Consider the following 25138-nt stretch of genomic DNA (forward strand, 5'->3'; position numbering starts at 1 on the left):
TTCTATCCTCCTCCAATGATGTAAAAAGAGGATAACACGAATTGTGCACTTGGGAATCCCAAAATCCCAAGATCACAAAATTGCCCCATTTGGATCAGGCCCGCTCAGGGCCAACGCACGACCGGCGGCATGGACGACAGAATGGATTCGACATTCCCGCCTGTTTTCAGGCCGAAGATCGTTCCGCGGTCGTAAAGCAGGTTGAACTCGACATAGCGTCCGCGGCGGATCAGCTGTTCGTTGCGATCCTCCTCGCTCCAGGGATTGTTGAAGTTGGTGCGCACGATCTTCGGATAAACGAGTGCGAAGGTGCGCCCGACATCCTGTGTGAAGGCAAAATCGGCATTCCAGCCGCCCGCTTCACCTTCAGAATGCAGCCAGTCATAGAAAATGCCGCCGATGCCGCGTGCTTCATTGCGGTGGGGCAGGAAAAAATACTGGTCGCACCATTCTTTCAGCCGCTCATAATCGGCAACGTGAGCGTGGCGGTTGCAGGCAATCTGCATGGCGCGGTGAAAGAGGCGGCTGTCGGGATCATCCTGCGTGCGGCGGCGATTAAGAACCGGCGTCAGGTCAGCGCCGCCGCCAAACCAGCGGGAGGTCGTCACCACCATGCGGGTGTTCATATGCACCGCAGGCACATTGGGGTTGACCGGATGGGCAATCAGCGAAATGCCCGAGGCCCAGAAACGCGGGTCTTCCTTGGCGCCTGGCATCTGGGCGCGGAAATCGTCTGAAAACTCGCCATAGACGGTCGAGGTGTGCACGCCGACTTTTTCAAAAACGCGGCCCTCCATCATCGACATGCGTCCGCCGCCGCCTTTTCCCTCGTCTCGCTGCCAGTCTTTGGCGGTGAAACGCCCGGCGGGAAAATCGGACAGCGGGCCTGTCAACTCATCTTCGAGCTTTTCAAATTCCGCGCAGATATGGTCGCGCAGGCTTTCAAACCAGGCTTTCGCTGCAGCTTTCTTGTCTTCGATATCGGATGGAAGCCCCTTCGGCAGGTCCGGCCGTTCCATGTATTGCCCCGTTCAATTCGCATATTTTTGGCGATGCGCCCTCATCGCGTTCATACTCCTGCTCTAGAACATGTGACGGGTAAAGAAAACCACGTGATTTCAGGGTGCGCGCAAATGTTGCGACTTATTGACTCTTTTCCTGCCAGGTCCCATGTTTTTCAGGCATCGAACGTCGGGCAAAAGTGATGGCGCGTATTCCAAGGCCACCCAATCTGGATGGATTGAAGCAGCAGATCGCCAGGCATCGGCAGCAAAATGCCGGGCGGCGCGATGGGCAGTTCGTGCGTGAAACCTTCTGTTTGCCGCGCGAGGCAGCGCGCGTGAAAGCGCGTGAATGGTTCGATGCCTTTCCCAAAGCCGCCTATTGGACAACCGTGGAAAGCTGGCGGCAGACCGACACCGGCGATATCGAATTCACCATGCGACGGCTTCCGACAGCCGATTAGAATTTTCCGCTTCTGATTACCGCAGACATTTCCTTTGCGGACCACGTTCTCCGTCCGCCTGCTTCGGCTTCCTTGACCATGCGCACGATGGCGGTGTTGACCGGGCAGGCGATGTTGTGGCGGGACGCTACATCAACGACAGCGCCGTTCAAATAGTCGATCTCGGTTTTGCGATTGGCGGCAAAATCGCTCGACATGGAGGAGCGTGCGTCGCGCGTCACGCCCAGCATGCGCAGGCCGAGCGTGTTGAAAATGACATTTGGTGTGCTGAGGAAGGCGGGAAGAGAACGCGGTGGAAGAGGCGTGAACTGTACAGGTTCTATCCCTTCCGCATCCATCACCGCAAAGGCCTCGCGCTGTGCGGCCACCAGAATTTTGCGCCATTGCCGGTTGGAAAATTCGGCGTGAATGGTTTCGCCTGAAAGCGCATTGAGCGCATTGTTCAGATTGAGCAACAGCTTGCTCCACAAGACTGCGCGCATGTTGCCGTGAAACCGGACGTCGAATTCGGTTCTGCTCAACGGTTCCAGAAAGTGCTTGAGTTTTGGATGATCGGCAAGGATCACCTTGCCATTCATTGTCTTCTTCCATTGGGCCGGACCAGTCTTGATCACATTGAACGGCGTCATGCCCTCCACAACGTCGAAACCCGGCAGCCAGGCGCGGAGCCTCTCGGCATTTCCAACGCCATTCTGCAGGGCAACGATCAGGCTGCCCGGTTTGGCATTGGCCCTGATTTCATCGGCTGCGGTTTCGTTGCCGGTTGCCTTCACCGCAAGAAAAATGATCTCGCTTTCGCGCAGGATATCCGGCGTCGTGCCATAGGTGATTTTTTCTGCGGAAATGTGCCGATTGCCAAAAGGGCCAGTGATCGTGCCGCCATGCTCTTTCAGTTCCGTGCCTGTGTTCGGTCGACCGAGAAAGGCAATGTCGAGATTTTCCGACAGCCATGAGAGCCCGTTGAAACAACCGATTGCTCCGGCTCCGAATATCACCGCACGCGCCATACCATTTTCTCCTCGAAACGCTTTTCACGAAAAATGCAGCATTGTTAAACTTTTAGCAATCTTTTCAAACGCCGCGAAAGACATTGCTGTCATTGTGGCATGTGGAGCAGTCTGCTTGGCGTCTATCAACCGCCGGCAGCGGCATGATGCCGATCTGTCTTGGCCGGAGAGCCGGCATGCAATGGAAATCAAACGGAGAATACCCACTATGTCCGGTATCTCGATTAATGCCACTGCTGCATCAGCTGTCGCCCTTCTCACGGGCTCGACCTCGGCGCTGGAAAGAACAAACAAGGTGGTTGCCTCCGGTAAAGAGGTCAACGCCGCCCAGGATAATGCCGCCTATTGGTCGATTGCCAAATCGATGTCGTCGAACAGCACCTCCATGAGCGCGGCAATGGATGCTTCGGGCCTTGCGCAGGCCACAGCCGATACGGCAGCACTTGGCATGGAGCAGGCGACCAATCTGGTTTCTGATATTCGCAACAAGCTGATCCTGGCGAAATCCGTCAGCGGAACGCAGCGCGATGCGGTGAATGCGGAAATTTCGCAGCTGAAAGAACAGCTTTCATCGGTTTCTGAATCGACGAGCTTTTCCGGCCAGAACTGGCTTTCAACGGGCGCAGCCGAAAAGCCGGGTACAACCTCGCTGGTTGCAGGCGTCTCGGCCAATGAAGACAGCTCGATCAACGTCGAAACGCTGGATTTCGATACCAATACCACCAATCTCGTCGCCAAGGGTGACGCAGCCGACGGCCTTCTGACCAAGTCCTATACCGGCACGACGCCAGCGGGCAACGCCTATGATTACAAGCTGCTTGATGCAGGCTCCACCACGCCATCGTCAGGTCAGGAAATTTCGGTTTCCGCCAACACGACCAATGATGAGCTGGACGGCATGATTTCGGCCATGGACGGTATGCTGAGTTCCATGACGGATGCCGGTGCAAAACTGGGCGCCACGCAAAGCCGCATCACCATGAATACCGATTTCATGCAGCGCATGCAGGATGTGACCGACCGCAGCGTCGCGCGCCTGGTGGATGCCAATATGGAAGAGCAGGCGGTGAACATGGCTGCACAAAAAGTGCAGGTGCAGCTCCAGACCACAGCCCTCAACATCGCCAACCAGCAGCCGCAAAACATGCTCATGCTGTTTGCCTGATCGGGCGGAGGCTATGCATTTCGGTTCAGCATCTAGGGGAAGCCTGCATTCAGCAGCGCTTCCCCGTTTTATTTGGTTGGTCAAACACGGGCCGCTTGCATTCCCTAGTCAAAAATACGTTTGGTTGAACATTGAATCGTGCAAAATTGGCATTTCGTGTCTGACGAAGACAATCGGTTTCAGCAGCAGTCCAAAGGTGATCCGACTTGAAGTCACTGCGTTTTACGGCCCGCATCATCTCGATTTTTCTGATTACAATTTTTCTTTCCGGCTGCGGCCAGGATTGGTCATGGCACCAAAAGCTGACGGTCAGTGTGGAAACACCTGAGGGGTTGAAAGAGGGGAGCGCTGTCTCAGAGATCGAAGTCTCGCTTCTGTCGGAAAATGTCGGGCTTGGTGACTTCAGGGGAAGTTCGTCAAGTTCACTGAAGGGAGAGGCCGTCGTCGTTGACCTTGGGGGCGGCCGTTACCTGTTTGCCCTGTTGAAGGGGTATGGCCATGAGACTGCGCTGCACGCATTTGCCGACGCCGGTTTCGTGCCTCAACCGAAAGGGCGTGAGGCGCTTGAAAAAATCTATGGTGCCTTCGAAACACTGCACGCGACGACAGAGCTTTCCTCTGATCGCTATCCGCTTCTGGTGACCTTTGACGACATTGATGACCCGGCGAGCGTGAAGCGTGTCGATCCCAATGATTTCGCCGCCACATTCGGTCTCGGCTATCACCTTCAATCCATCACGTTATCCATCACAGATGAGCCGGTGACCAAGGGCAAGGTGGAAGCGGTGTTGAGATGGTTGGGCCTCCAAAGCGGCAGAATAAAGCCAACTTACAAGAAATTTGCAGATGAACTGGCAGTTGAAGAAACCCTGTACGCAATAGATTTTAAGACGAGGTGACTGGCAATGTCTATTTCCCCCGAATTGATGATGGCGATCCTGTCGATGGATTCCTATAATAGAGGATACAACGCTGGCATTGAAGACGAGGTACTCGACGGCGCAGGCACCGCTGACGGGCTTGGCGAAGCGGGGATTATTGGGAATGCTAGAATTCTGGCCCGACCAAATAACATTGATGTAGCCGACTGGAAAGGAGCGGGCTTCTACGCGGTCGCCTATGCCTGGAACGGCCAAACAATAATCTCATATCGGGGGACGGATAATCCTACCCTGGAGCTCAGCAGAACCAATGACATCTTGTCGGGCTGGACGACAGGTGCCGGGTATATGGGCTCGGGAACGCAGGCGGAATATGCCTTCGCTTTCCGTTAACAGCTTACCGGTTAGTCGATTTGGGTCGGCAAGCCTTCAGGCAAAACCTGTCTGCCGCAGCGCTTCCCCTGAGATCATGGCGGCGGATAATGCCACGTTGATAGAGCGTTGGCCTTCTGCCATGGGGATCAGGATGCGGGCGTCGGTTCCGTTGTGGACGTGATCGGGGACGCCTGCGCTTTCGCGTCCGAAGAGCAGGATATCATCGTCTCTGAATTCAAAATCCGTATAGGGCACGGCTGCCTTGGTGCTGGCAAGTACCAGTCTGCGGCCGGTTTGCTTGCGCCATGTCTCGAAGTGCTCGAAATTGATGTGGCGGGTCATGGTGACTGAGGCGATATAGTCCATGCCGGCGCGGCGCAGGTTCTTGTCGGAGAGAATGAAGCCTGCCGGTTCGATGATTTCAACCGATAGGCCCATGCAGGCGGCAAAGCGCAGGATGGTTCCCGTATTGCCCGGAATATCAGGCTGGTAGAGTGCGATTTTTAAATTCGGCATGAGGCGCAGCGCTATCGCAAATGTTGCCGGGGGGCAACAAGCTTTGCAATGCGAGCGGGCGGGATGCACAATTTGCGCGCCATGTGGGTGGTCAAATCTCAAAGACTCGGCTAGCTTGCCGCCATCTTTAAAACCCGCAAGCAGGAGGCGATCATGGCAGAACCGATGATTTGGTGCATTCGCCCCACTGTGCTGAGGCTGCTTGATTAGCGGGTTCTTCTCTATCTGAAATCGTTATCGGGCTGCGGGCTTTTCCCAAGGGCGTTTTTGCGCGCCCCTTTTCGCAGCTTTTCAATACTTACATCTCCCCTCCATGGGATTTTCAAAGGAGACCGCCATGTTTGGCTGGTTTGAAAGACGCCTCAATCCGTATCCTGCAAAGGAACCCGGCCAGCCGCCGGCGACATTCTTTGCGTTTTGTCTGCATTATTCGCGCGAGGCGCTGCCCTGGCTTCTTCTCATGGCGGTGCTGACAGCGGCGATCAGTGTTGGCGAAGTCGCGCTTTACAGCTTCCTTGGCCATGTCGTCGATTGGCTCAGTGCGGCCAATCGCGAGACCTTTGTGGCCGATGAAGGCTGGAAGCTTGTCGGCATGGGGGCCTTCATATTGGTCGGTCTGCCGCTGATCGTTCTGGCGCAATCGCTGGTCATGCATCAGGTGCTGCTCGGCAATTACCCGATGATTGCCCGCTGGCAGATGCACCGCTATCTGCTGCGCCAGAGTGTGAGCTTTTTCTCCAACGAATTTGCCGGGCGCGTTGCCACCAAGGTGATGCAGACCTCGCTGGCGGTGCGTGAAGTGGCGATGAAGATGCTCGACGTGATGGTTTATGTCGGCGTCTATTTCGTCTCGGTTTTTGCGCTTGTCGGTTCGGCGGATTGGCGGCTTGTGGCACCGCTGGTGCTTTGGCTGGTGGTTTATGTCTCGCTGCTTTTCTATTTCGTTCCGCGTCTGCGGCGGATCTCAGAGGAGCAGGCCGATGCGCGCTCCATGATGACGGGCCGGATTGTCGATAGCTACACCAACATCTCAACGGTGAAGCTGTTTTCGCATGCAAGCCGTGAGGAAAGCTACGCCCGCGAGAGCATGAATGCGTTTCTGAAACCCGTTCACGGGCAGATGCGTCTCGTCACCATGCTGTTCTTCTGCGTTTACCTGAACAACGGTATTGCGCTGGCTTTCATCATGGGGCTTTCCATCTGGTTCTGGTTGTCTGGCACGATTGCTGTCGGCACGGTGGCCATTGCTGCGGCCGTGGTCATGCGTCTGCAGGGCATGTCGCAGTGGATCATGTGGGAAGTGTCGGCGCTGTTTGAAAATATCGGCACGGTCTATGATGGCATGAACATGCTGTCCAGGCCGCGTGAGGTTAATGATGCGGCCAATGCAGCGCCCATCGGGCCGACCAAAGGCGACATCAAGTTCGAGAACATCCGCTTTCATTATGGCAAGGAAGGCGGCGTGATCGACAACCTGTCGCTGGAGGTCAAGCCGGGTGAAAAGCTCGGTCTTGTTGGCCGTTCGGGTGCGGGCAAGACCACGATCATGAACCTCTTGTTGCGGTTTTACGATCTGGAGGCGGGTGCGATCCGCATCGACGGGAAGGATATCTCGACCTTCACCCAGGACAGTCTTCGCAGCCAGATCGGCGTGGTGACGCAGGATACCTCTCTGCTGCATCGCTCCATTCGCGACAATATCGCTTATGGCCGTCCGGATGCGAGCGATGAGGAGATCATTGCAGCGGCAAAACGCGCCAATGCCTGGGATTTCATTCAGAACCTCACCGACCAGAAGGGCCGGATTGGGCTTGATGCCCATGTGGGCGAGCGTGGGGTGAAGCTTTCCGGTGGTCAGCGCCAGCGTATTGCCATTGCGCGGGTGTTCCTGAAGGATGCGCCGATCCTCATTCTGGATGAGGCAACCTCCGCGCTCGATTCCGAAGTCGAGGCGGCCATTCAGGAAAACCTGTTTGCACTGATGGAGGGCAAGACGGTGATTGCCATTGCCCACCGCCTCTCGACGCTCACCGGCATGGATCGCCTCGTGGTGCTGGACAAGGGCCGCATTGCCGAAATGGGCAAGCACGACGATCTCGTTGCCCAAAACGGGCTTTATGCATCGCTTTGGGCGCGCCAGTCTGGCGGGTTCATTGATGCGCAGCTTGAGGAACAGGCGGCGGAATAGTCTTTCGATTGCTGCCAGATTTTGGCGGCTATTGGATTTTAGAAGGTCATGCGGCGGAGGGTGCAGCCTGCATCTTCCGCCTCTTTTTGCTGAATTGCGGGTGCATTCATGTCGTTTGCAGATTTCATATTTCGCCCTTTTGAGGGACTTGTGAAGCCGCTCGACATGCCAGTTGAGCCGCTTCCCGCCAGCGGACCGGTGGCGGTTCTCTTGCATTTCATGAAACGCTTTCGCGGCGTTCTGATCCTGATCGCCATTTTGAGCATTGTTATGGAATGCATCAACCTGTCGACAGTGTGGGGGCTTTCCTTCCTTATCGACGGTATTGCCAGTGGCAGTGTCGACGTTTTCCTGGGCATGCACTGGCCGACGCTGGTAACGCTCGGTGTCTTGATCTTTCCGGTTGGTCCGGCGCTTGGTTTTGTCAATCGAACGGTGGTCTCGCAGTCCCTTGGTGTTGCATTGCCTGCCGCCATTCTCTGGCAGGGGCACAAGGCGGTTGAACGTCAGGATATCGCGTTTTTCCACGAGCTTTTTGCAGGGCAGGTGGCGAGCCGTATTTCGCAGGTCACCAATGCGGTGCAGAGCCAGCTATCGCTTGCCTTTCAGGACATGCCGCATTTCGTCGTGCAGTTTTTCGGCTCGCTCATCCTTTTGGCGGCCCTGTCATGGCCGCTTGCCATGCCGGTTCTGGTCTGGACCGTGCTGAACGGTATTCTCACCTGGCGCGTTGTGCCGCTTTATGCCAGCCGCTCGGGACGCGTTGCGCGCTCGTCTAGCCTTGTCGTTGGCGCGATGACGGATATTTACAGCAATATTCAGATGGTCAAGCAGTTTGCCGCTGAAGACAGCGAGGCCGGTCAGATCCGCAAGGCCATCGGCACCTCGATTGAAAGCCAGCATCAGGAGCGGCGTGTGTTCATCTCGTCGAACATGATTCTGATTGCCTTGAATGCGCTGCTTTATCTGGCGACATTTGTGGTCGGCATTTTCGGGTTGCGCGGCGGCTTCGTCTCCATTGGCGAATTTGTGGCCGCTGTGGCCGCCGTACAGCGACTTGCGGCCAATGGTCAGGCCTTCCAGAGCATGGGACAACAGATCTTCCGCACCATTGGCACGTTGAGAGACGCTATGCCGGTGCTGACCACGCCGCCGACCATTCTGGACGCACCGAAGGCGGGAACGCTGACGGTGGAACGCGGCGAAATCCGTTTTGACAACATCACCTTCGCCTATCGCGCTGGGCAGCCGGTGGTCGATCAGCTTTCGCTCACCATCAAACCGGGCGAAAAGGTTGGGCTCGTCGGTGTTTCCGGCGCGGGCAAATCGACACTGGTGTCGCTGCTCCTGCGCTTTTTCGACCTGCAGTCGGGGCAAATTCTCATCGACGGACAAAGCGTCAGCTCTGTCACTCAATCCTCCCTGCGCGACAATATCGGGGTTATTGCGCAGGATGTCTCGCTGTTGCACCGCTCGGTGGGCGACAATATTCGCTATGGTCGGCCTGATGCGAGCGAGGACGAGGTGCGTGCTGCCGCCAGGATGGCCAATGCCGACGAGTTCATTTCCGGCCTTGCCGATAGCGAAGGGCGCAAGGGATATGAGGCCTATGTCGGCGAACGCGGGGTGAAACTTTCCGGCGGTCAGCGCCAGCGTGTGGCCATTGCGCGGGTGCTCTTGAAGGATGCGCCGATCCTCATTCTCGATGAGGCGACATCTGCGCTGGATTCAGAGGCCGAGGCGGTTATCCAGGCAAATCTGACGAAGCTCATGGAAAAGAAAACAGTGCTGGCAATTGCCCATCGGCTTTCGACCATTGCCGCGCTTGATCGTTTGGTCGTTATGGATAAGGGCCGTATTGTGGAAATGGGAACGCACGACGAATTGGTCGCCAAGGGTGGGCTTTATGCGGCACTCTGGGCGCGCCAGTCTGGTGGATTCATCGCCGCACAATTTGATGATGCGGCTGCAGAGTAGGTCCGTCGCCGGGCAGGCTTTCGATCCGCTGCAAAACGGTAACTTGCGCGCAGCGGCAATTCACCTATACACGAGGCCATGTTCATCAAGCCTCTTGTTCGCCTCTTTGAAAACTGGATAGACCCTTACGAACCGCGTGGCGATATTCGCCCGCCAAGCGATGTCATCGGGTTTGTGTGGTTCTATATCCGGCAGGCCAAGGGGCCGTTTGTGGCCATGCTGATCCTCGGCGGACTGGTTGGCTTGCTTGAAGCCTCTCTTTTCTGGTTTGTCGGACAACTCGTCGATATTTTCGACACGCTGCCGACGGGGGCAGGGTGGAGCGAACTTCTCTCCGCTCATGGTTCCGCGCTTTTCGGTATGCTGGCTGTTGTGCTTGTCGGGCGCTTTATGGTGACGTCGCTCGGCGCGCTGGTGGAAGAGCAGACGGTGGTTGCGCGCTTTTTCAATATGGTGCGCTGGCAGTCCTATCTGCATGTGTCGCGCCAGCCGCTCAGCTTTTTCCAGAACGATTTTGCAGGCCGCATCGTCTCCAAGGTTCTCAATGCTGGGCAGGCCTCGGGCGATCTTGTCATCTCGGTGCTGCAGGTTGCCTGGTTCATCGTCATCTACACCGTTTCGACCATGGTGCTGGTAGCGCAGCTTGATTGGCGGCTTTCCTGTCTTGTGGCGCTGTGGGTGGTCCTTTTCGGTTTCACGGCGCGCTTCTTCGTGCCGCGGGTGCGAAAATATGCGCGCGACACAGCCGAAGCCAGTTCCATGCTGAACGGGCGGGTGGTGGATGCCTTTTCCAATATCCAGACGCTCAAGCTTTTCGGGCGCAGCGAAGACCATGACCAGCATATCCGCGATGGGTTTGCGCGATTTGAAAAGGCGATTTTTCCCTTTACCCGGGTGCTGACTGCGGTGCGCGCCACGCTGGCGTTGCTTTCCGGCATCATGATTTCCGCCTTCGGCGTGCTTTCGATCCATCTTTGGCTGCAGGGGGAGGTGACGGCTGGTGGTGTTGCCTTCACGCTCGGCCTCGTTCTGCGCCTCAACATGCTGCTGGGGCGACTGATGACGCAGCTCAACGCGATGATGCGCAATTTCGGCACGATCCAGAATTCCGCCGAACTGATCTCGCGTCCAATCAGCCTTCTCGACAAGCCGAATGCGACTGCGTTGAAAATGACCGAACCGACGATCCGTTTCGAGCATATCCGGTTTCACTACGGTAAGGGCAGTGGTGTCATAGACGATCTGTCTTTTGAAATCTGCGCCGGTGAAAAGATCGGGATTGTCGGGCGATCGGGTGCCGGCAAATCCACGCTGGTGAACCTTCTGTTGCGGTTTTACGATCTGGAAGGCGGGCGCATTACCATTGGCGGACAGAATATTGCCGATGTGACACAGGAATCGCTGCGCGGGCAGATCGGCATGGTCATGCAGGATACGGCCCTGCTGCATCGCTCGATCCGCGACAATATCCTGATCGGCAGACCGGATGCGAGCGAAGCCGAGCTGATTGATGCCTGCCGGCGGGCCGAAGCGCTGGAATTCATCGAAACACTGAAAGACCAGCGCGGGCGTGAACGTTTCGACGCCCATGTGGGCGAGCGCGGGGTGAAGCTTTCCGGTGGGCAGCGCCAGCGCGTGGCGATTGCGCGGGTGATGCTGAAAAACGCGCCCATTCTGGTTCTGGATGAGGCCACGTCTGCACTTGATTCCGAAGTCGAGGCGGCCATCCAGTCCAATCTCTACAGGCTCATGGAAGGCAAGACCGTGCTGGCGATCGCGCACCGGCTTTCCACCATTGCCGCGCTCGACCGCCTGATCGTTATGGACAAAGGGGCGATCGTTGAAATGGGAACCCATGACGAACTTTTGAGCCGGGAGGGGCTTTATGCCGAACTTTGGGCGCGGCAATCCGGCGGTTTCATCGCCGGTGAACCGGCTGAGAGCGTCTGAGTCGCCTCAATTCTGCGTCAGGGCAATCGTCGCGCGCAGGCCGTAATGGTTGGAACCGTAGTTGTCGTCAAGCGGGACAAGCGAGGTGACCTCAAGAGGTTCGCGGGCAAAAACATGATCGATGCCGATCCCGAAGCGGTCGAGTTCCACCGGCCAAGTGGCAGGCTCGCCATGGAAGGTGTTCAACCCGCTATGCTTCACGAAACGCGTCATATCCGGTGCCAGAATTGAAGAGTTGAAGTCCCCGGCCAAGACCAGCGGTCCTTTCAGCCGGGAAAGTCGCCTGCCCAGAACACTGAGTTCTTCGGTGTGATAGTCGTCAAAGTAGGGTTTTGTCAGGTGTGCGGCCACAAGCGTCAGCCGCTTTCCGTCGATTTCGAGTTCGGCGCGGGCAAAACGGTGCCGGCGCAAGTCGCTCAGATTATCGACACGTGTGTTTTCCAGCGGATATCGCGACAAAATCATCAGGTCGCAGGTGTCTGTGCCTTCGCCACATCCCAGCCGGTAGGGGAATCGCTCGGAAAGACGGTCCAGATAGGGGGCCAGCGGGCCGGATTCGAGGATGACGGCGGCATCAATATCGGCGCTTTCCAACAAAGCCGCAATTTCTGCAGCGCCTTCGGTGTTGTCGCCGAGGACGTTGAACTCGAGCAGGTGAAATTCCGGCGTGCCGGCTGCGATATCGGGTGAAGGTTGGAAATAGCCTTTCAGATAAAGCGAATGAACTCCCAGCCCGATGGCGGCAATGAAAAGCGGGATGGCAAGTCCGGGGCGCTTCCGTGCAATGAGAAATGGCACGCAGACGAGCGCCACCAAAATGCTGATATGCGTTTGAAAACTATAGATAAAGGAGAACAGCCAGAAACCGGTAACGTAGCGCAGCGCGGAAAAGAACAGCAAAATTGCTGCAGAATGCAAAATGAATGTCGCCATGGATGCTGAAATTTCGAGAAAACCAGATGAAACCTGCAATGACCGGACAATGCAGCCAAATGATGTCCGGAAGCAAGGCAATAATGGCGCTTTTCCGCCCTTGAGGCAACGCATGGCAGCCAATGTTAACCTGTGTAGAAATAAAGCGAATTGCAAAATTCCCGCGACATTGTGCCTCCTCGGTCTTGCCAAGGCTGGACATAATTTGCGATCAAGCATAGAACGCGCCGGATTGGAGGGGAATCTGTGGCCGTATTGCGGCTGCAAATGACCAATTCATCGGGCCCTAGACTTTAGAACTTCCTGTGCAGGGGATGATTGAGCTGTGAGCGAACACGAGACCACAAGCGAAGCGAGCGGCGAGCCTACTCGTCGCGACTTTCTTTACCTGACGACCGGCATGGCAGGCGCGGTAGGCGCCGTTGCTGCTGCATGGCCGTTTATCGATCAGATGCGCCCGGATGCTTCGACGCTGGCGCTGGCTTCCATTGAAGTCGATGTTTCGGCTCTGGAGCCGGGCATGTCCTTGACCGTCAAATGGCGCGGCAAGCCGGTTTTCATCCGCAACCGTACCGACAAGGAAGTCGAGGAAGCCAACGGCGTTCCGATGGACGAGTTGAAGGATCCGATTGCGCGTAACGCAAACCTTCCTGCCGATGCGCCCGCAACCGGCGTTGACCGTTCAGCCGGCGAGGGCAAGGTAAACTGGATCGTGATGATCGGATCGTGCACCCATCTGGGCTGCATTCCGCTTGGTCAGGCCGGTGAATATGGTGGCTGGTTCTGTCCGTGCCACGGCTCCGTCTATGACACCGCCGGCCGCATCCGCAAGGGTCCGGCACCGGAGAACCTCCACATGCCGGAGTTCTCTTTTGTCAACGACACGACGATCAAGATCGGTTGAGGGGATAACTGATTATGAGTGGTGGACATTCTTCCTACGAACCAAAAACCGGTATTGAAAAATGGGTTGACGCGCGCCTTCCGCTGCCGCGTATGGTCTATGACAGCTTTGTCGCTTACCCGGTTCCGCGTAACCTGAATTACGCATATACATTCGGCGCAATGCTCTCGGTCATGCTGGTTGTCCAGATCCTGACCGGTGTCGTTCTGGCGATGCATTATACCGACCACATCGATATGGCTTTCAATTCCGTTGAAGGCATCATGCGTGATGTGAACCATGGCTGGCTGTTGCGCTACATGCATGCCAACGGCGCGTCATTCTTCTTTATCGCAGTTTATCTGCATATTGCCCGCGGCCTCTATTACGGCTCTTACAAGGCGCCGCGCGAAATCCTCTGGATTTTGGGCGTTGTCATCTACCTTCTGATGATGGCGACCGGCTTTATGGGCTATGTTCTTCCCTGGGGTCAGATGTCCTTCTGGGGCGCGACGGTTATCACCGGCTTCTTCTCGGCCTTCCCATGGGTGGGCGAGTGGATCCAGAACTTCCTGCTGGGCGGCTTCGCCGTTGGAAACCCGACGCTGAACCGCTTCTTCTCGCTTCATTATCTGCTGCCGTTCATGATTGCAGGCGTCGTTATCCTGCACGTATGGGCGCTGCACGTCACGGGCCAGACCAACCCGACCGGCGTTGAAGTGAAGTCCAAGACCGATACGGTTCCCTTCACGCCTTATGCGACGCTGAAGGATGCTCTCGGTCTGAGCGTGTTCCTGCTGGTGTTCGCATGGTTCATCTTCTACATGCCGAACTATCTGGGCCACCCGGACAACTATATCGAAGCCAACCCGCTGAAGACGCCGGCGCACATTGTTCCTGAATGGTACTACCTGCCGTTCTACGCGATGCTGCGTGCGATCACCTTCAACATCGGCCCGATCGACTCCAAGCTTGGCGGCGTTCTGGTGATGTTCGGTTCGATCATCATCCTGTTCTTCCTGCCCTGGCTCGATACGTCAAAGGTTCGCTCTGCGGTTTATCGTCCGTGGTACAAGCTGTTCTTCTGGCTCTTTGTGGCCAATGCCATCATGCTTGGCTGGCTCGGCTCACAGCCGGCAGAAGGCACCTACACGCTGATGGCACAGCTTGGTACGGCCTACTACTTCGGCTTCTTCATCATCATCATGCCGTTGCTCGGTCTTTTCGAGACCCCGAAGCGCATTCCGAATTCGATTACGGAAGCGGTTCTGGAAAAGAGCGGCAAAGCCTGATTTGAGCGGCGAAAGGATAAAAACGATGAAAAAGCTTGTAACGAGCATTGTCTTTGCCGCAGCCGTGACCAGTTTCGGTCTGGCCCAGGCAGCAGAAGAAGGCGGCGAGGCGCATGGCCTCGCAGCTGAAGTCACCCACGCGATTGCAAACAGCCACTTTCCGGTTTTAAAGCCGAAGGAAATGGATTGGTCCTTTGCCGGTCCCTTTGGTCACTATGACAAGGCCCAGCTTCAGCGTGGTCTCAAGGTCTACACGGAAGTGTGCTCGGCCTGTCACTCCATGAACCTGGTTGCTTTCCGTACGCTGGAAGATCTGGGCTATTCAGAGGCGCAGGTGAAGGCATTCGCGGCCAATTACGAAGTTGAAGATGGCCCGAACGGCGACGGTGACATGTTCACCCGCAAGGCTGTTCCTTCTGACCATTTCCCGTCACCGTTCGCGAACCCGGAAGCGGCTGCAGCGTCCAATGGCGGTGCGGCTCCGCCGGACATGTCCCTGCTGGCCAAGGCCCGTGGTGTCACCCGTGGTTTTCCGACCTTCGTCTTCGATATCTTCACGCAGTATCAGGAAGGTGGTCCGGACTATATTCACGCACTCCTGACCGGCTACCAGGATCCTCCGGAAGGTATCAAGAACATCGACGGTTCGGATTGGGAACTGCCGGAAGGCACCCACTTCAATCCTTACTTTGCCGGTTCTCCGTCGCTTGCCATGGCACCGCCGATTTCCGACGATCAGGTGACCTATGATGACGGTTCGCCGCAGACGGTGGATCAGTATTCCCAGGACGTAGCTGCTTTCCTCATGTGGGCTGCAGAGCCGCATCTCGAAGAGCGCAAGCACACTGGCTTTATGGTCATGGTATTCCTGGCGATCTTCACCGCGTTGATCTATCTGACGAAGAAGTCGGTTTACGCCAACAAGGAACATTGATCCTTTCAGGCAATCATAGTTGCAGAGGGCGGCTCATCGGGCCGCCCTTTTTCATTCCACGTCCTGGCGAAATGTGCTGGGTGTCACGCCGGTTTCGCGGCGGAAGAAGCGGGTGAAATAGGCTGGATCGCGAAAGCCGAGTTCATAGGCCACTTCCGCCGATGTGGCCGAGGTGTATGTGAGCAGGCGCTGGGCCTCGAGCACCACGCGGGCATGTATGATTTCCTGTGCCGGTTTTCCCGCCACGGACTTGCAAAGCCGATTGAGCCGCGCAGCGCTCATGGCCATTTTATCGGCATAGTCCTGCACCGTCAGATGGCTGCGGTAGTGATCTTCCACCAGTTTAAGAAAGTCCGAGAAGCGCTCCCGTGCCGGTCCTCTGCGTCCCGCTGCATTTTCGGTCATCGCCACCTGCCGCGCGACCGTCAGCAGGATCGACCGCAGCAGCCAGTCGAGCATTGAACTGCGACCGGGCATGGCCTGGCTGAATTCCTGCAGCATGCCGACGAACAGATTCTCGGCGAATGCGGCGGTCTGTGGGCTGCCATGAAATTCGACACTCTTTGGTTCGCTGAGAAGTGGCTCGATCAACGGGCGGGACCGGATGAAGCGGGCGTCGAGAAGCAATGTGTCTGCTGCTGTCAGCACGTAGCCCACAGTTTCGGGTTGGAATGCAAAGCTGTGAACGGCACCGGGTGGTATCGTGATGGCGCATGGCCCTTTGATTTTGGAGGCTTTTCCCTCCATGCGCATCGCTACGCCGCCGCTGGCGATGTAAATGATCTGGAACATTCTGTTATGAGCATGGGTGGAGATGCGCCATTCGTAGAGCCGGGAGCGGCTCTTGATGTCTTCAATGTGGATAAATTCCGGATCCTGGATGGAGCCCTCTTCCTCGCCGAAGAGAGCGTAGATCGTGACGCCAATGCCCCTTCCTTCCATCGTCTCCTCCATGTGAACGAAAAGTGCAATCCTGCATGCCAAAACCGGCAGTCTTGTTTCATAGCATGAAGGATTTGTGCAGTCATTGATTTGGGCCAAGCTACCCCTTATCGGAGCATCGGTATTGCTTATGCACAAGGGAGGCCAAAGCTTGACGGTCTTTCATTCTGCTGCAACAACGTTGCGCGTGTGGGTTTTCGGCAGCCAGTTATGAGCAGGTAATTTTATGACGAGTGAAATGCGATCTGACGTTTTGATTATCGGGGCAGGGCAGGCAGCGCTGGAATGTGCAGCAAGCCTTCGCAAGAACGGTTATGAGGGCACGATCACCCTGATCGGCGAGGAAGTGCACCCGCCCTACCAACGTCCGCCGTTATCGAAAGCCTATCTGCTGGGTGAAATGGATGCTGCACGGCTGGAACTGCGCGGGCGCGACTTCTACACAAACGGCGCAATTACGTTGTTGACCGGGCGTCAGGCGGTGGCGATCGACCGCACGGCGAAAACCGTGAAGGATGATCAAGGCACGGTTTATCACTATGGCGATCTTGTGCTGGCAACGGGCGCGCGGGTCCGCAAATTGCCGGTTCCGGGCGCGGACCTTGCTGGCGTCTTTTACCTGCGCACGCTGACCGATATCGATCTGATCGGTCCGTCGCTCGCCCAGGCGCAGAATGTTGCGGTGATCGGGGCCGGGTTTATCGGACTGGAATTTGCCGCTGTTGCCCGCAAGCAGGGCAAGAACGTCACCATTATCGAAGCCGCCGACCGGGTGATGGGGCGTGCCGTCACTGAGGACATCTCGCGCTATTTTGAAGGTCTCCACCGCAAGCACGGTTCAACCGTGCTGACGGGCACGGGTGTGAGCGGGCTTGTCGGGCAGAATGACAAACTTCAAGGCGTGACACTTGCCAATGGCGAGGTGATTGCGACTGATCTTGCATTGGTCGGTATCGGCGTGATTGCCAATTGTGAGCTGGCGGTTGAGGCAGGGCTTGATTGCGGCAATGGCATTGTTGTCGACGAGCATGGGCTGACAAGTGATCCGCATATCTATGCCGCCGGCGACTGCGTTCTTTATCATCATCCCTTTGCCGGCGAGCCGGTGCGGCTGGAATCGGTGCAGAACGCAATCGATCAGGCCAAGAGCGTTGCCGCCGCCATCAGCGGTACGCCACAGCCTTATCATGCCGTGCCGTGGTTCTGGTCCGATCAGTTTGATATCAAGCTGCAGATTGCGGGTCTAAGCACCGGCACGGATACGCATGTGGTGCGCGGCAATGTGGATGAAGATAAGTTCTCCATTTTCCATTTCCGCAACGGTGACCTGCGTGCCGTGGACAGCATCAACAGCGCCGGTGATCATATGGTTGCGCGACGTCTTCTGGCATCGGGCAAGCCGATCACCCCGGAACAGGCAGGCGATCCCAATCTCGTTCTCAAGACGCTCCTGGTATAAGGTTTCCGGAACCGGCGCACCTCGCGCCTTTCCATCCTTCATAACTTGCTCTAAGAGATTCTCGACCTTTTGAGGGAAGACGCATGACGACGACACTGCAACAGGAACTTATTGCCGCAATCCGCAATATTCCGGATTATCCCAAGCCCGGCATCATGTTTCGCGATATCACCACTTTGCTGGGAAACCCGCGTGCGTTTCGCCGCTCCGTCGATGAGCTGGTGCATCCCTATGCCGGTACAAAGATCGACAAGGTCGCCGGCATGGAGGCGCGAGGCTTCATCCTCGGCGGTGCCGTCGCGCACCAGCTTTCCTCGGGCTTTGTGCCGATCCGCAAGAAGGGCAAGCTGCCGCATGAGACGGTGCGGATCGCCTACAGCCTGGAATATGGCGTGGATGAGATGGAAGTGCACAAAGACGCCATCCAGCCCGGCGAGAAGGTTATTCTGGTCGATGACCTGATTGCGACCGGCGGAACCGCTGAAGGTGCCGTGAAGCTCTTGCAGCAGATCGGTGCCGATATCGTCGCAGCCTGCTTCATCATCGACCTGCCGGAGCTGGGTGGTCGCAAGAAGCTGGAAGCGCTGGGTGTTGATGTGCGCGCGCTTGTTGAATTCGAAGGGCATTGATCCGCATGGCTGCTGAACTTCGCGAGGTTCTCAAAAAGGCGTCAGACACAGGTCTGGTCGCGCCCGACAAGATCGAACCGCTTTCGGTCTATCTGGATCAACAGGGCGTTGGCTTCGTTTCCGCCTCCGCGCCGGCCTATGATGCTGATTTCGTCAATCCGGATGAGGAGAGCGAGATGCCGCGCTTCATCCGCGGTTACCACGATGTGTTGATCACTATTGGTGTTCTCGTCACGCTTGTCGCCATTGCTGGCCTTTGGTCATTTTATGCCATGCTGGCCGCCGTGATTGTTCTCTCGGAGATTTTTGTAAAACGGCAGCGACTTGCCCTGCCGTCCTTCGTGCTGGCCGTTGCCTGCCTGATTGCCGGCACCTTGTGCGTGGTTGCGGTGGTGGATTCCATCGATTCCGGTTTGATGGATGACATAAAGGCGTCTTCACCGGAATGGATCAACATTATATCCAGTGCCGTCGTTTTTGTACTGATCGGCCTCTATTATTGGCGCTATCGCGTTCCGGTCGCCTTTGCCGGGCTGCTGATTGCCGGCGTTGCCGCTATACTGGGAACGCTTGGCCTGCTTCTCTTTCCGCACAATGTCGAAAACGCGATGTATTTCGTGCTTTTGACGAGTGGCGTCGTTTTGACTGTTGCCGCCATCGTTCTGGATATTTCGGACCCGGTGCGGGTAACCCGCCGTTCCGACATTGCCTTCTGGCTTTACCTGGTGGCGGTGCCGGCAATCCTGAAGACGGTTTTCGATGCTTTGAACCCGGGTGCAGGCACGGCCAATGCTGTGGCCATGGTGGTTGCCGTCGCGCTGATGATGCTGCTTGGTCTTGTTCTTGATCGCCGTGCTTTCGTGACGGCGGGTCTCGTCTATCTGGGATATGCGTTCAGCACGCTGCTGCAGCAGGGTGGCGGCAACTGGTTTGCGAACCTCGAAGGCGATGCGCGTTTCATGTCCATGCTGCTTGCGGTCGGCATCGTGGTTCTGGGCTTTGGCCTTGGCTGGCGTCTGTGGCGCCGGCTCATTATCACGCATTTTCCTGATCGGGTGCTCGCCCGCCTGCCGCAAATCCGCTGACTGGCCGCAATCAGCCCAGCAACGCCACAATATCTTTCTCAATCGCCTCCGGCTTGGTCGGCGGGCCATAGCGTTGGACGGGTTTGCCGTCGCGGTCGATGAGAAATTTGGTGAAGTTCCATTTGATTTTCTGCGATCCGAGAAGACCGGGCAAAGCTTTCTTCAGATATTGATAGAGCGGGTGGGCTTCAGGTCCGTTCACGTCGATCTTTTCGAACAGCGGAAAGGTCACGTTGAAACGCAGATCACAGAAATCCTTGATCTCCGCACTGTCGCCCTTTTCCTGCTCGCCGAACTGGTTGCAGGGAAAAGCCAGAACAACGAGGTCGTCCTTGTATTTTTCATAAAGCGTTTCGAGACCCGCATATTGGGGCGTAAAACCGCAGGCGCTGGCCGTGTTGACGATCAGCATGATCTTGCCCCTGAACTCTGCAAGTTTGCGAGGCTTGCCGGAAATATCCACGGCTTCAAAATCGTATATGGACATGGGGAACCTGCCTATTTGAATTCGACGACGCGCGGGATAAAGGAAATCACCTTTTCACCGCGCTGATTGACGCCCTCACAGAGTATCTCGTTGATGACACGATCTTCCCGCGCAGGTGCATCTGTCTGGCTCAGAAACGTGTTGCTGTAGGTGACAGTGTCGCCGGCATAAACGGGCTTCAGCCATTTCAGGTCACGGAATCCCATGGCCGGACCCATTTTGGGCGGGGCCTTGCCGGCAGCTGCCAGTTTTGCAAATTCGGCAAAGAGAAATTTCAAGTTGACCTGCATCCAGGCGCTGCAAACATGCCAGCCGGAAGCGCATAGACCGCCTAGGACGGACTCCTTGGCGCGCTCCGGGTCTGTGTGAAAATATTGCGGGTCGAATTTCCGGGCGAAACGCACGATGTCGGCTTCACTGAATGTGTAGCTGCCGATGACGACAGGCTCGCCGACCGGTGTCATATCCTTCATCATCATTGTGGCAGTCCTCCGTTGCGCATACGAACCATGAGAGAGCATTCCAGCCGCATGACCGTCTGATTGCGATCATTGGTGATTTTCTGCTCAATGCCCAACATGCCGATACCTGGGCGGGACTTGAGTTCGCGCGTGGACTTGATTTCGGTGGTCAGGCGAATCGTGTCGCCGGCCAGAAGCGGGCGTCGCCACTCGACGATGTCGATGCCGGGGGAACCTTCACCGGCTGCTCTGGAAAGGATGCTGTCGAAGAAAAGCGACATGCTCAGCGAGCAGATATGCCAACCGGATGCGGAGAGGCCACCGAGAATACTGGCCTTGCCGGCGGCTTCGTCGAGATGCATCGGCTGGGGGTCAAATTCGCTTGCAAATTCAATGATCTCGTCAGCTGTAACGGTCCGTTCATCTGACTCGAAAATAGCACCTGGTGCGAAGTCCTCGTACATGAGTTGCGCGTCTGGCATGTATCGTTCCTGTGTTTGAAATCGCGTCGGAATGGAGCGCTCGACAGTGGACGCATTTGCAGGAAAGTTCAACCGTGAACATATCGAACAAAAAGCTTTACAGTTTTGTGAACAGAGTGTGAAATCAAATGCGTCATTCGGCTATGGAAATCACATTCGCGCATAACTATCTAGCTGCCATATAATATATGACACAAGGATTGGCATTATGTTCAATTTGAATCTGGGTACCAGTGACCGCGCGCTGCGTGCCGCAATCGGTCTTTCAATGCTGGTCGTTTTCCTGACCTTGCCGGCTGGCGGCTGGCAGGCAAAAGTTGCGCTTGCGGCTGGTATTTTCGCGCTGGCGACAAGCGTGATTTCAATGTGCCCCTTCTACGCGCTGTTTGGTATTTCCACCTGCAAGCGCCGTGCAAAAGACAAGTCGACCACTCTGCCGGAATAAGACAATCCGTTGCGGTTTGCAGGGTGACGACCATTCTGCAGGACATTGAGACAGAAAAAGGCCGGGCGGGATTTGCGGACCGCCCGGCCTTTTATATCAACGGTCAGCTGACCCAGCCAAGATAGAACATGGCAAAGAGTGCCGCGCCGAAAATGATGCGGTAGACGGCGAAGACCGTGAAGCGGTGGACCTGAATATAACCCAAGAGCCATTTGACCGCGACGAAGGCGGTGATGGTCGAGGCAATGAAGGCAATCGCCAGCGAGGTCAGATCCTCATTGGCCAGACCGCCCGCCCTGAAAGACTTCAAAAGCTCGTAGCCGCTGGCTGCATACATGGTGGGAATGCCGACGAGGAAGGCAAACTCGGTTGCTGCAACCCGGCTTCCGGTGCCGAAGAGCAGGGCGGCGAAGATGGTCGCAGCCGAACGCGAGGTGCCAGGGAAGACGGCGGCGACAATTTGCGCCAGGCCGACCACGATCGCCACCGTCCAGGTGATTTCGCTGCTGGGTTTGGCACGTGCGGCCATGCGCTCGGCAAAGATAATCCAGAAACCGCCGATGATCAGCGCCCAGGCAATGGGGATGACGCTGTCAGGCAGTGTGAAGCCAAGCTTGGTGATGACAAAGCCGAGAACCGCTGTGATGAGAAATGAGACGGCAAGCTTGGCGGCATATTTGAAATTCTGCGGATCGCGGAGGCCGGTGGCAAGTGCCCAGATGCGTTTCCAGTAAATGACTGTCACGGCAAGGATGGCACCGGCCTGGATGACGATGTTGAACATGTCCGATCTCTGCCCAAGCCACTGCTCGGCGATGATCAGGTGGCCGGTCGACGAAATCGGCAGAAATTCCGTAATGCCTTCGATAATACCTAAAAGAATAGCGTTCAAATATTCCATGCAGTGCTCTTTCCCAAATTATGCTTTGGCGAACCAAAGGCAAAGGCTGCTGAATTCATCCGTTCGAAAACCCCGGTGCGGCGCGAATAACGCTTTGTGGGCAGAATCGCAGCCGCAATGATCAATAGCAGGCCATCTGTCATTTGTTCAGATGCGCGCGCGAAATTGCCGGCCTGCGATGCCGATGTTTGAAAAGAAGGTAAATGCCGCGCCGCCTGTCAGACTGACATAGGCGCGCGGCACGGGCTTTGGCTGATGTCTTGGGAAAGTCAGGTGTTGAAGCGGAAGTGGATGACATCGCCGTCATGAACCACGTATTCCTTGCCTTCGTCACGCGCCTTGCCGGCATCCTTTGCACCCACTTCCCCGCCATAGGCGATGTAGTCGTCATAGGCGATGGTGTTGGCGCGGATGAAGCCGCGTTCGAAATCCGTGTGGATGACGCCTGCGGCCTGTGGCGCCTTGGTGCCGCGGACGACCGTCCACGCACGCGTTTCCTTCGGGCCAACCGTGAAATAGGTGATCAGGTCGAGCAGCTTATAGCCGGCGCGGATCAGACGGTCGAGACCGGCTTCTTCAAGACCGAGTGCGGAGAGGAATTCGGTTGCCTCCTCATCGGGGAGCTGCGCGACTTCTGCCTCGATTGCAGCAGAAATGACAACAGACTCAGCGCCTTGCTCTTCTGCCATCTTCGCAACGGCTTCAGATTTGGAATTGCCGTTGGCAGCATCTTCTTCGGCTACGTTGCAGACATAAAGAACCGGCTTGGAGGTCAGAAGGTTCAGACCGCGCAGGACTTTCAGGTCTTCAGCGGCAATGTCCTTGAGAAGATGACGGACCGGTTTGCCTTCCTGCAACAGCTTCAGCGCTGCTTCCATCATGGGAAGAACAAGGACGGCCTCCTTGTCCTTGCCGGTGGCGCGCTTGCGGGTCTGGTCCACACGGCGTTCCAGGCTTTCCAGATCGGCAAGCATCAGCTCGGTTTCAATCGTCTCGGCATCGGCGACCGGGTCGATCTTGCCTTCCACATGGGTGATGTCGTCGTCTTCAAAGCAGCGCAGCACATGAACGATGGCGTCTACTTCGCGGATATTGGCGAGGAACTGGTTGCCGAGACCTTCGCCCTTGGAGGCTCCGCGCACCAGGCCGGCAATGTCTACAAAGGAAATGCGGGTCGGGATGATTTCCTTCGACTTGGCCGCATCCGCCAGTTTGCGCATGCGCGCATCGGGCACGGCCACTTCGCCGGTATTCGGCTCGATTGTGCAGAAGGGATAGTTGGCGGCCTGCGCTGCAGCCGTGCGTGTCAACGCGTTGAAGAGTGTGGACTTGCCAACATTGGGAAGTCCGACGATACCACATTTAAAGCCCATGGTTTTTGAAAACCCGCTGTTTCTTGAATTTGTCTGGAGTGGCTATGCGGCAAGAGGCCGTCAAAGGTCAAGGGGCAGAGGGGCATGTTTGGTTTGGAGGTCGCGGCCGATGCGTGTATAATCGTGTGATACCGACAGATTTACATGAATTCAGCCGCAAATACCTTTGTGTGGGAGCCTTTTCATGGCCAAGCCAGACACGATCATCAAACCGAACACCGTCACCAAGCCAAAGATCGAGAAGCCGAAGCTTTACAAGGTGATCCTGATCAACGACGACTACACGCCGCGTGAGTTTGTTGTGCTGATCCTGAACTACGTCTTCCGCATGGGCGAAAGTGCTGCCAATCATGTGATGCTGACGGCCCATATGAAAGGGTCCTGCGTGGTTGCCGTCTACACGCGCGATATTGCGGAAACCAAGGCGAGCGAAGCGATCGACATGGCCAAGGAAAGCGGTTTCCCGCTGATGTTCGAGACAGAGCCGGAAGAATAGGTCCTGACCCTAGAGCTTCGGGCGATAATATTCAGCCCTTGCCGAACATCTTCTTCAGCATTTCGGCCATGGGGCCGGTTTCGGGAATATTCGGCTTGGCGTTGCGGGCCTGATGAATATGCGACTTCGGCTTTGCGGCCGGCTTTGGCTCAGGCTTTTTCTTGTGGTCTGCAGGACCTGCAAGCTTGTTCATGAACTTTGAGCCATCACCTTCCAGAAGCAGGCCCACATTCAACGCAATGTCGTCCAGCAACGGATCGAGCCAGGCTTGATCCGCCTTCGAGAAATCACCCAGCACGTGGTTGTGCACCAGTTCTTTGGCACCCGGATGTCCGATGCCGAGGCGCAGGCGTTTGTAGTCCTTGCCGCAATGCGCATCGAGCGACTTCAGGCCGTTATGTCCGCCATGGCCGCCACCTGTCTTGATGCGCACTTTGCCGGGCGGCAAATCCAGCTCGTCGTGGATGGCAATGATGTCTGCCGGCGAGAGCTTGTAAAAGCGCATGGCCTCACCAACGGCTTCTCCGGAGAGGTTCATGAAGGTGTCCGGCTTCATCAGCAGCACTTTCTCGCCGTCGACTTCGCCTTCTGCGATTTCCGCCTTGAACTTTCGCGACCAACTTCCAAACGGTCCCTTGCGGTGGATCGCATCGACGGCCATGAAGCCGATATTGTGGCGGTTGCCAGCGTATTTTGCGCCCGGATTGCCGAGCCCTGCAATAATCTTCATCTGCTTCTGACCGTTTTAGAGTATCGGGCGATAATATTGAGCCATTCTGTTGGCCCAAACCGGTTCGTTCCACGAGGAGAAG

At 56.4% G+C, this 25138-nt stretch carries 26 protein-coding genes; 15 read left to right on the forward strand and 11 right to left on the reverse strand.

Going from position 1 to position 25138, the window contains the following annotated elements; translation table 11 throughout:
* Positions 1-104: 104 nt before the first annotated feature.
* Positions 105-1019 (reverse strand): oxygen-dependent coproporphyrinogen oxidase, encoded by a 915-nt coding sequence (hemF, locus tag NHF56_RS04290; protein WP_252801863.1) that lies wholly within the window; start codon positions 1017-1019, stop codon positions 105-107.
* Between the two features lie 185 nt (positions 1020-1204).
* On the opposite strand from hemF, the gene NHF56_RS04295 reads away from it, so the two are divergent.
* Positions 1205-1465, forward strand: coding sequence for a hypothetical protein (locus tag NHF56_RS04295; protein ID WP_252801864.1), 261 nt, complete (start codon positions 1205-1207; stop codon positions 1463-1465).
* Here the strand turns inward: NHF56_RS04295 and NHF56_RS04300 are convergent.
* Positions 1462-2472, reverse strand: coding sequence for a 2-dehydropantoate 2-reductase (locus tag NHF56_RS04300; protein ID WP_252801865.1), 1011 nt, complete (start codon positions 2470-2472; stop codon positions 1462-1464). The two genes, NHF56_RS04295 and NHF56_RS04300, sit on opposite strands and share 4 nt — an antisense overlap.
* Before the next feature lie 181 nt (positions 2473-2653).
* Between NHF56_RS04300 and NHF56_RS04305 the strand changes: the two genes are divergently transcribed.
* The 3 genes from NHF56_RS04305 to NHF56_RS04315 all read left to right on the forward strand — a co-directional run bounded on the left by NHF56_RS04305 (position 2654) and on the right by NHF56_RS04315 (position 4911).
* Positions 2654-3637: a flagellin gene (locus tag NHF56_RS04305; RefSeq protein WP_252801867.1), complete on the forward strand. Its 984-nt coding sequence runs from the start codon at positions 2654-2656 to the stop codon at positions 3635-3637.
* 206 nt (positions 3638-3843) lie between these two features.
* Complete coding sequence (locus tag NHF56_RS04310) at positions 3844-4536, forward strand: hypothetical protein (RefSeq protein ID WP_252801868.1); 693 nt, start codon at positions 3844-3846, stop codon at positions 4534-4536.
* Positions 4537-4542: 6 nt separating this feature from the next.
* On the forward strand, positions 4543-4911 hold the full coding sequence (locus NHF56_RS04315; RefSeq protein WP_252801871.1) for a hypothetical protein: 369 nt from the start codon (positions 4543-4545) through the stop codon (positions 4909-4911).
* Positions 4912-4947: 36 nt separating this feature from the next.
* Here the strand turns inward: NHF56_RS04315 and NHF56_RS04320 are convergent, their stop codons facing one another.
* On the reverse strand, positions 4948-5409 hold the full coding sequence (locus NHF56_RS04320) for a tRNA (cytidine(34)-2'-O)-methyltransferase (RefSeq protein ID WP_252801873.1): 462 nt from the start codon (positions 5407-5409) through the stop codon (positions 4948-4950).
* A 337-nt stretch (positions 5410-5746) separates the two neighbouring features.
* On the opposite strand from NHF56_RS04320, the gene NHF56_RS04325 reads away from it, so the two are divergent.
* From NHF56_RS04325 to NHF56_RS04335, 3 genes are all read left to right on the forward strand, one after another.
* Positions 5747-7597: an ABC transporter ATP-binding protein gene (locus NHF56_RS04325; protein ID WP_252801876.1), complete on the forward strand. Its 1851-nt coding sequence runs from the start codon at positions 5747-5749 to the stop codon at positions 7595-7597.
* Between the two features lie 108 nt (positions 7598-7705).
* Positions 7706-9574, forward strand: a complete 1869-nt coding sequence (locus tag NHF56_RS04330; RefSeq protein ID WP_252801878.1) for an ABC transporter ATP-binding protein — start codon at positions 7706-7708, stop codon at positions 9572-9574.
* Between the two features lie 78 nt (positions 9575-9652).
* On the forward strand, positions 9653-11524 hold the full coding sequence (locus tag NHF56_RS04335) for an ABC transporter ATP-binding protein (RefSeq protein ID WP_252801880.1): 1872 nt from the start codon (positions 9653-9655) through the stop codon (positions 11522-11524).
* 6 nt (positions 11525-11530) lie between these two features.
* On the opposite strand, the gene NHF56_RS04340 is transcribed toward NHF56_RS04335, so the two are convergent.
* Complete coding sequence (locus NHF56_RS04340) at positions 11531-12442, reverse strand: endonuclease/exonuclease/phosphatase family protein (RefSeq protein WP_252801882.1); 912 nt, start codon at positions 12440-12442, stop codon at positions 11531-11533.
* 340 nt (positions 12443-12782) lie between these two features.
* Between NHF56_RS04340 and petA the strand changes: the two genes are divergently transcribed.
* The 3 genes from petA to NHF56_RS04355 are packed head-to-tail and all read left to right on the forward strand — an operon-like array spanning position 12783 to position 15566.
* On the forward strand, positions 12783-13361 hold the full coding sequence (gene petA / locus NHF56_RS04345) for a ubiquinol-cytochrome c reductase iron-sulfur subunit (RefSeq protein WP_252801883.1): 579 nt from the start codon (positions 12783-12785) through the stop codon (positions 13359-13361).
* 14 nt (positions 13362-13375) lie between these two features.
* A complete protein-coding gene (locus tag NHF56_RS04350; RefSeq protein ID WP_252801885.1) occupies positions 13376-14632 on the forward strand; it encodes a cytochrome b N-terminal domain-containing protein in 1257 nt (418 codons plus the stop codon).
* A 25-nt stretch (positions 14633-14657) separates the two neighbouring features.
* Complete coding sequence (locus NHF56_RS04355) at positions 14658-15566, forward strand: cytochrome c1 (protein WP_252801887.1); 909 nt, start codon at positions 14658-14660, stop codon at positions 15564-15566.
* Between the two features lie 51 nt (positions 15567-15617).
* On the opposite strand, the gene NHF56_RS04360 is transcribed toward NHF56_RS04355, so the two are convergent.
* Positions 15618-16508, reverse strand: a complete 891-nt coding sequence (locus NHF56_RS04360) for a helix-turn-helix domain-containing protein (RefSeq protein WP_252801889.1) — start codon at positions 16506-16508, stop codon at positions 15618-15620.
* 226 nt (positions 16509-16734) lie between these two features.
* On the opposite strand from NHF56_RS04360, the gene NHF56_RS04365 reads away from it, so the two are divergent.
* From NHF56_RS04365 to NHF56_RS04375, 3 genes are all read left to right on the forward strand, one after another.
* Positions 16735-17967: an NAD(P)/FAD-dependent oxidoreductase gene (locus NHF56_RS04365; protein ID WP_252801891.1), complete on the forward strand. Its 1233-nt coding sequence runs from the start codon at positions 16735-16737 to the stop codon at positions 17965-17967.
* A gap of 83 nt (positions 17968-18050) precedes the next feature.
* A complete protein-coding gene (locus NHF56_RS04370) occupies positions 18051-18596 on the forward strand; it encodes an adenine phosphoribosyltransferase (protein ID WP_252801893.1) in 546 nt (181 codons plus the stop codon).
* 5 nt (positions 18597-18601) lie between these two features.
* Positions 18602-19681, forward strand: coding sequence for a hypothetical protein (locus NHF56_RS04375; protein WP_252801895.1), 1080 nt, complete (start codon positions 18602-18604; stop codon positions 19679-19681).
* A 10-nt stretch (positions 19682-19691) separates the two neighbouring features.
* Here the strand turns inward: NHF56_RS04375 and NHF56_RS04380 are convergent, their stop codons facing one another.
* The 3 genes from NHF56_RS04380 to NHF56_RS04390 are packed head-to-tail and all read right to left on the reverse strand — an operon-like array spanning position 19692 to position 21111.
* Positions 19692-20168 (reverse strand): glutathione peroxidase, encoded by a 477-nt coding sequence (locus NHF56_RS04380; RefSeq protein ID WP_252801897.1) that lies wholly within the window; start codon positions 20166-20168, stop codon positions 19692-19694.
* A gap of 11 nt (positions 20169-20179) precedes the next feature.
* Positions 20180-20647 (reverse strand): MaoC/PaaZ C-terminal domain-containing protein, encoded by a 468-nt coding sequence (locus tag NHF56_RS04385; RefSeq protein ID WP_252801899.1) that lies wholly within the window; start codon positions 20645-20647, stop codon positions 20180-20182.
* Positions 20644-21111, reverse strand: a complete 468-nt coding sequence (locus NHF56_RS04390; protein WP_252801902.1) for a MaoC family dehydratase — start codon at positions 21109-21111, stop codon at positions 20644-20646. The genes NHF56_RS04385 and NHF56_RS04390 overlap by 4 nt, the downstream gene beginning before the upstream one ends.
* 208 nt (positions 21112-21319) lie before the next feature.
* On the opposite strand from NHF56_RS04390, the gene NHF56_RS04395 reads away from it, so the two are divergent.
* On the forward strand, positions 21320-21556 hold the full coding sequence (locus NHF56_RS04395; RefSeq protein ID WP_252801904.1) for a DUF2892 domain-containing protein: 237 nt from the start codon (positions 21320-21322) through the stop codon (positions 21554-21556).
* A 103-nt stretch (positions 21557-21659) separates the two neighbouring features.
* On the opposite strand, the gene NHF56_RS04400 is transcribed toward NHF56_RS04395, so the two are convergent.
* Both NHF56_RS04400 and ychF read right to left on the reverse strand, forming a co-directional pair.
* Positions 21660-22457, reverse strand: coding sequence for an undecaprenyl-diphosphate phosphatase (locus NHF56_RS04400; RefSeq protein ID WP_252801906.1), 798 nt, complete (start codon positions 22455-22457; stop codon positions 21660-21662).
* A gap of 269 nt (positions 22458-22726) precedes the next feature.
* On the reverse strand, positions 22727-23830 hold the full coding sequence (ychF, locus tag NHF56_RS04405) for a redox-regulated ATPase YchF (protein WP_252801908.1): 1104 nt from the start codon (positions 23828-23830) through the stop codon (positions 22727-22729).
* Positions 23831-24014: 184 nt separating this feature from the next.
* Between ychF and clpS the strand changes: the two genes are divergently transcribed.
* Positions 24015-24326, forward strand: coding sequence for an ATP-dependent Clp protease adapter ClpS (gene clpS, locus NHF56_RS04410; RefSeq protein ID WP_252801910.1), 312 nt, complete (start codon positions 24015-24017; stop codon positions 24324-24326).
* Positions 24327-24357: 31 nt separating this feature from the next.
* Here the strand turns inward: clpS and pth are convergent, their stop codons facing one another.
* Positions 24358-25056 (reverse strand): aminoacyl-tRNA hydrolase, encoded by a 699-nt coding sequence (gene pth / locus NHF56_RS04415; RefSeq protein WP_252801912.1) that lies wholly within the window; start codon positions 25054-25056, stop codon positions 24358-24360.
* Positions 25057-25138: the final 82 nt, after the last annotated feature.

The sequence above is a fragment of the Rhizobium sp. L1K21 genome, assembly GCF_024055895.1.
Lineage (GTDB): Bacteria > Pseudomonadota > Alphaproteobacteria > Rhizobiales > Rhizobiaceae > Ensifer_A.